A 9297-nucleotide genomic window follows, 5' to 3' on the forward strand; every position below is an offset into this window, starting at 1 on the left:
TAAGGTCAAGCAGATGATTTCACGAGTAGGATTCCAGCGCCGTACTGTTATAAAGGTGCGAGAAGGGCACCGCCAACAGACGAAAGATGCGGTTGTGGTTGAAGAACCGCTTGAGATTCGGCTGGTTACCCAGGGTGATACGCATAGCATTCCACTGGCAACGGTCATGCGTACTCCAGGCGCCGATGTTGAACTGGCCGCCGGATTTTTGTTCAGCGAAGGGATTATCCGTGAGCGCCGTGATATTGCGACGATCCGGTATTGCCTCGATGCGAATCGCGATGAAGAAACACGTTTCAACACGCTGATTGTCACCCTACAGCCAGCGCTCGAGATCAATCTCGACCACGTCCGCCGACTCTTTTTCGTCTCATCATCATGCGGCGTCTGTGGCAAAATCTCGCTAGAGTCGCTGCGCCTGCGCGGATGTACCCCGCTCGATGATCATCCACCCATCCGGGTAAGCTCCACCGTGCTAACCGGCCTCGACCGGAAGGTACAGCAAGCCCAGGCACTGTTCTCGCGCACAGGAGGACTGCACGCGGCGGCGCTCTTCGCGCCTGATGGTCAGCTTTACGCACTCTATGAAGACGTTGGGCGTCATAACGCTGTTGATAAGTTGATCGGCGAATATCTGCTCAATGAGCGGCGTGATGTCCTGGCACAGTCGATGTTAATGGTCAGTGGACGGGCTAGTTTTGAGATTATGCAGAAAGCACTGGCAGGGCGCATCCCAATTGTGGTTGCGGTTGGCGCGCCTTCTGCGCTTGCGGTGTCGCTGGCTCAGCAGTTCAACATCACCTTGATCGGGTTTCTACGCGGCGCGTCGTTTAACATTTACGCTGGTGCAGAACGGGTGGCGTGATACCAATCTTGGCAATGCCCCCCGTATTTCATCCCATCAACCGCAGACGTCAGCGCACGGAAAGGGGGAAACGGACGGGATTGATGCGCCTCGTAGTTGGCACGATGCTACCCGGTGCTGCGTGACCGAATTGGTCTCCAAGCGGATCGTACTCATACCTGAGCCCACTGCAAAAACTCACCACGGAGCACACAGAGTACGCAGAGCGTCTAAGATGTATGAATAATCATTTTTGGCCATTGGGCGCATGGAAGAAAAGTCTCTGTGATCTCCGCGGTCTCTGTGGTGAGAAGATCACCTTTTTGCAGTGAAGTTATCCCTTGAACTGCTAAAGTGTGGCTTCAGCGGTCCATAGATTAGATTCACACCTCGTTCCAACCCAGCATTGTTCCGGCCGTGCGCTTTGGCGGTGCATCTCGTATTTCAGACACACGTCCAGCTCTCATCCAGGGAAGGGAAGGTGACGATTCCTCAGCATAACAGTACCGTCCTGCGTGAAGATTTGCTATGATACCGTGCGCGAGGTTAGAGAACACTGTTCCAAAGGGGATCGCTTATGAGTCTGGGTCCAATGTTGAACACGCGCACGATCAGTTACCTTGAACTGATCGGGAACGGGAAACGCTACCGTGTACCGCCGTACCAACGCGACTATTCGTGGAATGAAGAGCAGTGGGACGATCTGTGGAACGATATTGTCGATCTCCACAAGCAGACCGACAGTTACCACTATATGGGCGCGTTGGTGGTTCAAGCTGAGAGCGATCGCGATCTTCTTATCATTGATGGTCAACAGCGCATGGCCACCCTGAGCATTCTATCGTTGGCGGTGATTGCCCTACTCAACGATCTGGCTCAACGGGGGATCGATCCGGATCGTAATCGCGAACGTATGCGCGAGCTGCGTCATCGATTCATTGGCGAGCGTGACCCGGCCTCACTGGTTGAGAGTAGTCGGCTGACACTTAACCAGACTGACGACCCCCTGTATCAGGATTATCTTGTCCAATTACGCACTCCTCTTAACCCGCGTGGATTACCACGATCCAACCGATTATTGTGGCAATGCTTCCAATTCTTCAAAGAAAAACTGAATGACCTGTTCAAAGATCGGTCTGATGGTGCGGTCATTACCCGTCTCTTGTCAGAGACCATTGCCCGGCGATTGCTCTTCATTCTGATTACAGTTGCTGATGAACTTAACGCATACACCATCTTTGAAACGCTTAACGCTTGTGGTCTTGAATTGACCGTTACCGACTTGCTCAAAAACTACCTTTTCTCGCGGATCAGGGTGTCAAGCGATATGCAAGCTCTCCAACGCCGCTGGCAACGACTTATCGAGACGGTTACACCAGAACGATTCCCAGAGTTTCTTCGCTATCACCTGCTATGTGAAGTGGCAAATGTACGTAGCCAACGTTTGTTCAAACTGGTACGTGAACGGGTACAAATACCTCAACAGGTATTTGCGCTGATCGATGCGTTGGAGCCACGTGCTGAACTGTTTGCCGCTTTATCAGACCCGACTCACGGCTATTGGCTTGATCTCCCTGATGCACGACAGTATGTGCGTGAACTCACCTTGTTTCGTGTCCGCCAGATGATGCCGGTGCTCTTCGCCGCCTGGGAGCATCTTACACCTGATAACTTCGTGCGCGTACTCAGAATGATTAGTATCATTTCGTTTCGTTACACCGTAGTCAGTGCGTTAAACCCAAATGAACTAGAGTCGATATATCACTCAGCGGCACGGGCGATCATTGAAAAGCGGGCTACATTACCATCAGCGATTTTTGCTCTTTTGAAGCCGATTTATGTTCCTGATCAAAAATTCATGAACGATTTTGCTACTCTTTCCATACCTACCAGCGGACAACGCAAGAAAGTCGTCAAGTACATCCTAACCAGGCTCGAAAGTCACTTGTCTGGTCGATCCTGTGATCCCGAAACTGATCCTGCCTCAATTGAACACATCTTGCCCGAAAATCCAACCCAAGAATGGGAAGAATCATTTCCACGTATCCAGTGGGAAATGGCTATCTACCGCCTCGGTAATCTGACGCTCCTAAGTCCTGCTGATAATCGACGAGTAGGGAATGCCCTCTATTCCGAAAAACAAGCCGTGTACAGTCAGAGTGCATATATGCTGACTCGTCAGATTTCAGACATGGCACCAGAAGAATGGACACCTGCGCTACTCGAACAACGTCAGCAAGAGATGGCACGGCATGCTGTAGCCATCTGGCGTATTGATGTTACGAACACCGACGTTTAGATAACCGGTTTCAATCTGCTCTATGGCGGTGGCGCAAAGGGGTTAGGAGCGCTAAGCCACTATCGCCGCATCCGCAAACTGCCGACCCTGCTCGGTCAAGATGAGTAATTCACCCTGGCGCTGCACCAATCCTTTCTGTTCGGCTCGTCGCACAATGGTCACAGCAAATGATGCCGGCCAACGCAACTCTTCGATCAGGTGATGAGGGTGACACTCAACCCCGGCGTTGCCGGTGCCCTCGTGATTGAGTAAATGGAGGGTCAGCATTTGCAGCGCAAACCGTTCACGATTAATCTGCTGCTGACGAACTTGCGCAACAATTCCTCGCCGTGGTGCAAAAAGAAAGGCGCCTAAAAAGGCAACACCGGTCATCGTAGCCATCATCCCGGCAATCGAGACATCGAAGAGACGGGCCAGCCAGTAGCCACTGAGCGCAGCAGCAATACCAATCGCGACACTGAGGACAATCATACGGGGGAGGCGGTCGGTCAGAAGATAGGCCGTGGCGGGTGGGGCGATCATCAGGGCAACGACCAACACAGAACCAACCGCATCAAAGGCCGTTACCGCAGTGAGCGAGACGCTGGTCATCAAACCATAGTGGATCAGGGTCGGCGTGAAGCCAAGGGTGGCGGCCAGTGCCGGATCGAACGTGACCAGCTTCAACTCTTTGTAGAAGAGAAGCAGCAGTGTCAGATTGAGAATGAGCGTACCGATACCACCAACCAGTGCTCGCGGCAGATCAAGGCCAAAGAACACAATGCGGTCAAACGGCGCAAACGCGAGTTCGCCGAGCAAGACGCTATCGGTGTCGAGGTGCACATTCCCGGCAAAGCGTGAGATAAGCAGCACTGCCAGCGCGAAGAGTGCCGGAAAGACCAGGCCAATCGCAGAGTCTTCATGCACCAATCGGCTACCGCTGACCAGTTCGACCAACCACACCGTTATCACACCCATCGCAACCGCACCGATAAAGAGCAGTGGCGAAGTTAGGGAATTGCTAATCAGGTAAGCCAGTACAATACCGAGTAAGACCGTATGGCTGATAGCGTCACTGAGCATTGCCATTCGGCGCAAGACCAGAAAGACACCGGGGAGCGTGCAGGTAGTGGCAACGATGACCGCAATCAACTGGACTTCAAGTTGGGGACTCATCGTGTTCCTCGCTTAACTGGCCTGAAGAACCTGTCGGCGACGAAGATTACGCCATAGTAGACCGCGTCCAGGTGCAAACACTAGTGAAAGAACCGTTACCAGACTCATCATCAAAACAATCAGCGGGCCGGTTGCCAACCCCTCACCGAGGGTACTCAGCCAGGCGCCAGCCATTGCTGCCAGTGCACCGAAACCCGCTGCCAGCACCACCATCGTTTCGAGCCGGTTCGTCCATTGTCGGGCAGCTACCGCCGGCGCAACCAGCATCGCGCTCATTAACACAACCCCGACAGTCTGGATTCCAATCACAATAGCGGCCACCATCACAACGTTCAGTAACACATCAAACCCACGCACCGGTAGACCGATGCTACGGGCAAAGTCGGGATCGAAAGTGACCAACTTTACCTGCGGCCAGAAGATCAGCACGAGGGCGAGGGCCGGAACCCCAACGGCCAGCATTGCCCACAAATCACGTTCAATCAGTGCAGCCGCCTGTCCAAACAGAAAACTCTTCAAACCAGCCTGTGCTGCATTCGGTTGCCGTTGCAGATACGAGAGTAACACCAGGCCAAAACCAAAAAAGACGGCCAAGATCAGCGCCAATGCTGCATCATCCTTGATCCGTGTGGTACGTACCACAACGAGTAGCCAGAGTGCCGCCAGCAAAGCAGCGCTAGCGGCGCCAACGAACAAGATAAACGGATCGCGCTGACCGGTAAGCAGAAACGCCAGTGCAATACCGGGCAGTGCTGCGTGTGACATCGCATCACCGAGGAGAGCTTGACGACGCAGCACAGCGAAACAGCCAAGAAAACCACTGATCGCTCCCAGGAGCATCGCACCAATCGTCACTGTGCGCAAAGTATAATCGGCAAACAGCTCCATTGGTCACCTCCGCCAGCCCATTAATCACCTGGCGCCGGAGCAGCCGACGAAGCAGGAGCTGCAACCCGACTCGTCTCAAGCAGCGCAAGCCGACCACCATACGTTGCGCGCAGGTTTGCTTCGGTAAAAACATCATGCACCGGCCCAGCGGCGATCCGACGCACATTGATCAGTGCAACCTGATCGAAATATTCGGTCACCGTCTGCAAATCATGGTGAACGACCACAACCGTCTTACCGGCAGCCCGCAAATCACGCAAGATATTGATGATGGCGCGTTCGGTGACCGCATCAACCCCCTGAAACGGCTCGTCCATAAAGTAAATCTCGGCATCCTGCGCCAGCGCACGGGCTAAAAACACACGCTGCTGCTGACCTCCAGAGAGCTGACCGATCTGGCGGTGGGCGAAGTCGGCCAACTGCACCTGTTCAAGCGCAGCTAGCGCTGCTGCACGCTCGGCACGACCTGGGCGACGTAACCAACCGAGATGACCATAACGTCCCATTAGCACAACATCGAGCACGGTTGTTGGGAAATCCCAATCAACGCTACTGCGTTGCGGAACGTAAGCGATCAAATGGCGCTGCTGTTCATACGGTTTCCCAAAAATCCGTACACTGCCTGCCGCCGGTTTGACAAGCCCCAGCGTCGATTTGAGTAATGTTGTCTTGCCGGCGCCGTTCGGGCCAATGATGGCCATCAATACCCCTCGTGGCACTTGCAGATCAACATCCCACAAGACAGGTTTATCGCCATACGCCACTGTCAAATCCTGAATATCCACTGCGATTTCCATCACAACCTCCATCCTACGACGTTAAGGCCTCGACTATTGTCTGCATATTGTGCCGCATCATCCCGAAATAGGTACCGGCCGGCCCATCAGGTTCACCCAGCGAGTCGGAGTAGAGTGCACCACCCACCCGCACCTCATGGCCAACAGCGCGAGCAGCGTTCTGCACCGCTTCTATCGTGCGTGGTGAAACACTCGTCTCAACAAAGATGGCCGGAATACGATTCGTAACGACCAACTCAGTTAGTGCCCGAATCGTAGACGCACTGGCTTCCGTCGCGGTACTGATCCCCTGCACTGCTTCTACCCGCAAGCCGTATGCCTGCCCGAAATACCGAAAAGCATCGTGAGCAGTAACCAAAATCCGACGTTCAGGCGGAATACGCTCGGCCATCATACGTAGTTCGCGATCAAGTGCTTGCAAGTCGGCGAGATAGCGCTCACTACGCTGTTGATAGATTTCACTTCCCGCCGGATCAACCGCGATGAGGGCATCACGGATCGCAATGACTGCATAGCGCCAGCGCTGCGGATCGTGCCAGACGTGCGGATCATACGCTTTATCATGATCGGGCCATTCGAGCAGCAAGTGTTGAGGTACCGCTTCGGCAACAGCAACCGCTCGCACATACCCTCGACGATGAATATTCTCAAATACCCGTGAAAGGCCGGCTTCCAGATGAAGCCCGTTGTACAAGATGAGATTTGCCTCTTGCAAAGCGAACAGATCGCTTTCTGTCGCAATATAGGTATGAGGGTCGATCCCAGGCCCCAGCAGAGTACGCAACAGCACCCGATCACCGGCTATCGCCCGCACCGCATCACTGATCTGACCGGTTGTAGCAACTACTCGCAAACGACCATCAGTGACCGGAGTAGCGCAGGCGGTCAGGACGAACAGAACAATGCCTACCAGGACAGTACGAAATTGCATATTTATACCTACTAAAATATTTTTTAGCCAAACCTAAAATAGCAGATTTTTGTTAAACTGTCAAGATTGCATATAGCGCCGATCCAACAAACTCTGTTGCGCGAAACCAGAAAGGTTAACGCGGCGCTAATGATAATTGTTCTCGCGTTTGTCTTAGAACACACCGTGCGGGCGGATTTGGCAGCCCCTCTCCAATGCGCCGACGAGGATGATCGGCGAGAAAACAGAGGTTTGGCGGTAGATTAGCGTCGGAACGGGAAGTATCTTTATACGCACTCACTTCGCTCTTCTCTGAGAGGCTGAACAAAAACCCAGTTTTCTCATTGGGCACCTCCCGTACCCGTGCGCCCATTGCGTGAAGGGGGGACCGCCATGCTTTCGCGCCAGTCACGCTCCGTCCTCCTCTCCTCGCCCCGTGTGGGAGAGGAGGGGGCAGAGGGTGGTGAGGGCGCCGGTTGCTCGCCAACGTTCCCCTCACCATTCTGGCGATGCCTCTGCTGAGCGCCTGATCAAAAACACGAGTTTCCGATCAGGTTCTGGAAGCAGACGGTGAAGATTTGCAAGGCAGGGTTATTTCTTCGTTCAATATGCTAGAGTAAAATAATCGATGTATCCTTGAGCGGTACAGTGCGTTGCGCCACCACGACTCCACAAGCCATGGTTACCATATAAAGATGACTGATTCTTTGCAGAGCTTCGATGTATTATATGAAATTACTGACGCACCAGGAGTTTACCCATGGCGGCGCTCCCTTTCGTTATGATCTATCTCATTCCGGCAATCATTTCTGGCGGGCTGGCAATTGTTATGTGGAAACGACGTTACTATCGTGGCGGGCGCCCGTTTACGCTCTTGTTGGCGGCGATTGCCTGGTGGAATCTTTGCCATGCCCTGAGTATCGCCGACACCACATTTGAAGGAACCCTGTTCTGGTCATTGTTGCAAAACATGGGCATTGTTCTCATCGGGCCGTGTTGGTTGCTGATTGCACTCGCATACTCTGGTGAATGGTGGCGTGTCCCGCGCTGGATTCGGCGTGGCATTTTTATCCCTGAACTGATTGCACTACTCTTCGCGCTGACCAATAACCTGCACAACCTCTGGTGGTCAACGGTCACACCCGACACTTCACGTCCATTCTTCTGGATTTCAGTGACGCGAGGACCGGTCTTCTGGATGCACAGCATCTATGCCTACGTTTGTCTCATCATCGGGATCGCTATTCTGGCCCGTGCTTCTGCTCAGGCACCACCGGTTCATCGGTACCATGCTCGATTGATGCTTATTGCTGCCCTCATTCCAGCACTTGGCAATGTTGTGTTTCTCAGTGGTATCATCGGATCGTGGAATGATGATCCTACGCCGATCCTGCTGTTTATTTCGGCAGCCCTGGCAATGTTTACCACGATGCGTTATCAACTGTTCGATCTTGCCCCTCTGGCTGAACGCGAAGTGATTGCCGGTCTCCCCGATGGATTAATCGTCCTTGACAGTCGCGGGCTGGTTGCCGAAATCAACCAGCATGCCCCTCGTCTGCTCGGCATCCACGGCGAGCGCTGGATTGGCCGTTCGCTGGCCCAACTGGTTACTCATTCTCCGTTTGAACACGATCTGCGCCGCCTGCTCAATACTTCAGTGACGACCTCTGGCCGACCACTGATCTGTGAGAGTGGTCATCAGGCTATTGAAGTAAGAATCCGTCCATTACAATCAGCAGCCGGTATCACAACCGGATCGCTGCTGTTAATACGTGACGTCAGTGAGCGAATCCGCGTCGAACAGGAGCGCGCCCGTCATATTGCCGCCTTGCGTCTGATCAACAACATCGCCCGCAGTGCCAATACTGCTCAGGAAACATCCTCACTGCTGACAACGATTGCCCGCATCATCGTGCAAGAAGGGCACTGGCAACGGGTCGCAATTGGCTTGATCGAAGAAGGGCAGCGTATTAGCATCAAGATTGATTATACGCCTACCGGTGTTGGGCGATTACAAGACCAGGTCATAAGTGGCACGGCCGCAGCGAGACTGATTGAACGCATTCAGCAAGGGCAACCAGAACTGATCAATACCGATGAACTCACGGTTGATGACCCACTGACCATCGGTCTCCACCAGGAGGGCATCCGCTCGCTGTTACTGGCGCCACTACGTCACGACCAGAATGCGACCGGCATTTTAGGTCTGGCCTCAAGTGAAGCGAAGAGTATGACACCAGTGCTGGCCGAACTGGTCACCGCAATTGGCGAATTGATTACCGATGCGCTGATCCGCATTCGCCTGTACGAACAGGTGCAACGCGCCGACCGACTCAAAACCGGTTTCCTGGCAACCGTGAGCCATGAACTACGCACCCCGCTTACTTCTATTCTTGGCTACACC

Annotated in this window: 7 protein-coding genes; 3 read left to right on the forward strand and 4 right to left on the reverse strand. The window is 53.6% G+C overall.

Translation table 11 applies throughout. The annotated features are described in order from the left end of the window. Nucleotides 1-13: 13 nt before the first annotated feature. Together fdhD and JE47_RS0112260 are read left to right on the forward strand one after the other, a co-directional pair. The gene (gene fdhD / locus JE47_RS0112255) at nt 14-865 is read left to right on the forward strand and encodes a formate dehydrogenase accessory sulfurtransferase FdhD (protein ID WP_031460042.1); all 852 of its coding nucleotides are present in this window, start codon (nt 14-16) and stop codon (nt 863-865) included. Nucleotides 866-1421: 556 nt separating this feature from the next. Further along, the gene (locus JE47_RS0112260; RefSeq protein WP_031460043.1) at nt 1422-3143 is read left to right on the forward strand and encodes a DUF262 domain-containing protein; all 1722 of its coding nucleotides are present in this window, start codon (nt 1422-1424) and stop codon (nt 3141-3143) included. A 51-nt stretch (nt 3144-3194) separates the two neighbouring features. Here JE47_RS0112260 and JE47_RS0112265 read toward each other — a convergent pair whose 3' ends face one another. The 4 genes from JE47_RS0112265 to JE47_RS0112280 are packed head-to-tail and all read right to left on the reverse strand — an operon-like array spanning nt 3195 to nt 6914. Then, the gene (locus JE47_RS0112265) at nt 3195-4298 is read right to left on the reverse strand and encodes a metal ABC transporter permease (RefSeq protein WP_031460044.1); all 1104 of its coding nucleotides are present in this window, start codon (nt 4296-4298) and stop codon (nt 3195-3197) included. 12 nt (nt 4299-4310) lie between these two features. Next, a complete protein-coding gene (locus tag JE47_RS0112270) occupies nt 4311-5186 on the reverse strand; it encodes a metal ABC transporter permease (protein WP_031460045.1) in 876 nt (291 codons plus the stop codon). Nucleotides 5187-5206: 20 nt separating this feature from the next. Then, entirely contained in the window at nt 5207-5983 is a 777-nt protein-coding gene (locus JE47_RS0112275) for a metal ABC transporter ATP-binding protein (protein WP_031460046.1), read from the reverse strand. A gap of 13 nt (nt 5984-5996) precedes the next feature. After that, a complete protein-coding gene (locus JE47_RS0112280; RefSeq protein WP_031460047.1) occupies nt 5997-6914 on the reverse strand; it encodes a metal ABC transporter solute-binding protein, Zn/Mn family in 918 nt (305 codons plus the stop codon). A 739-nt stretch (nt 6915-7653) separates the two neighbouring features. Here JE47_RS0112280 and JE47_RS0112285 point away from each other — a divergent pair. After that, nucleotides 7654-9297, forward strand: a 1644-nt coding sequence (locus tag JE47_RS0112285) for a histidine kinase N-terminal 7TM domain-containing protein (RefSeq protein ID WP_031460048.1), incomplete at its 3' end; no start/stop codon positions are given.

Origin of the sequence: Chloroflexus sp. MS-G (assembly GCF_000735195.1) — a bacterium.
Taxonomy (GTDB): Bacteria; Chloroflexota; Chloroflexia; order Chloroflexales; family Chloroflexaceae; genus Chloroflexus.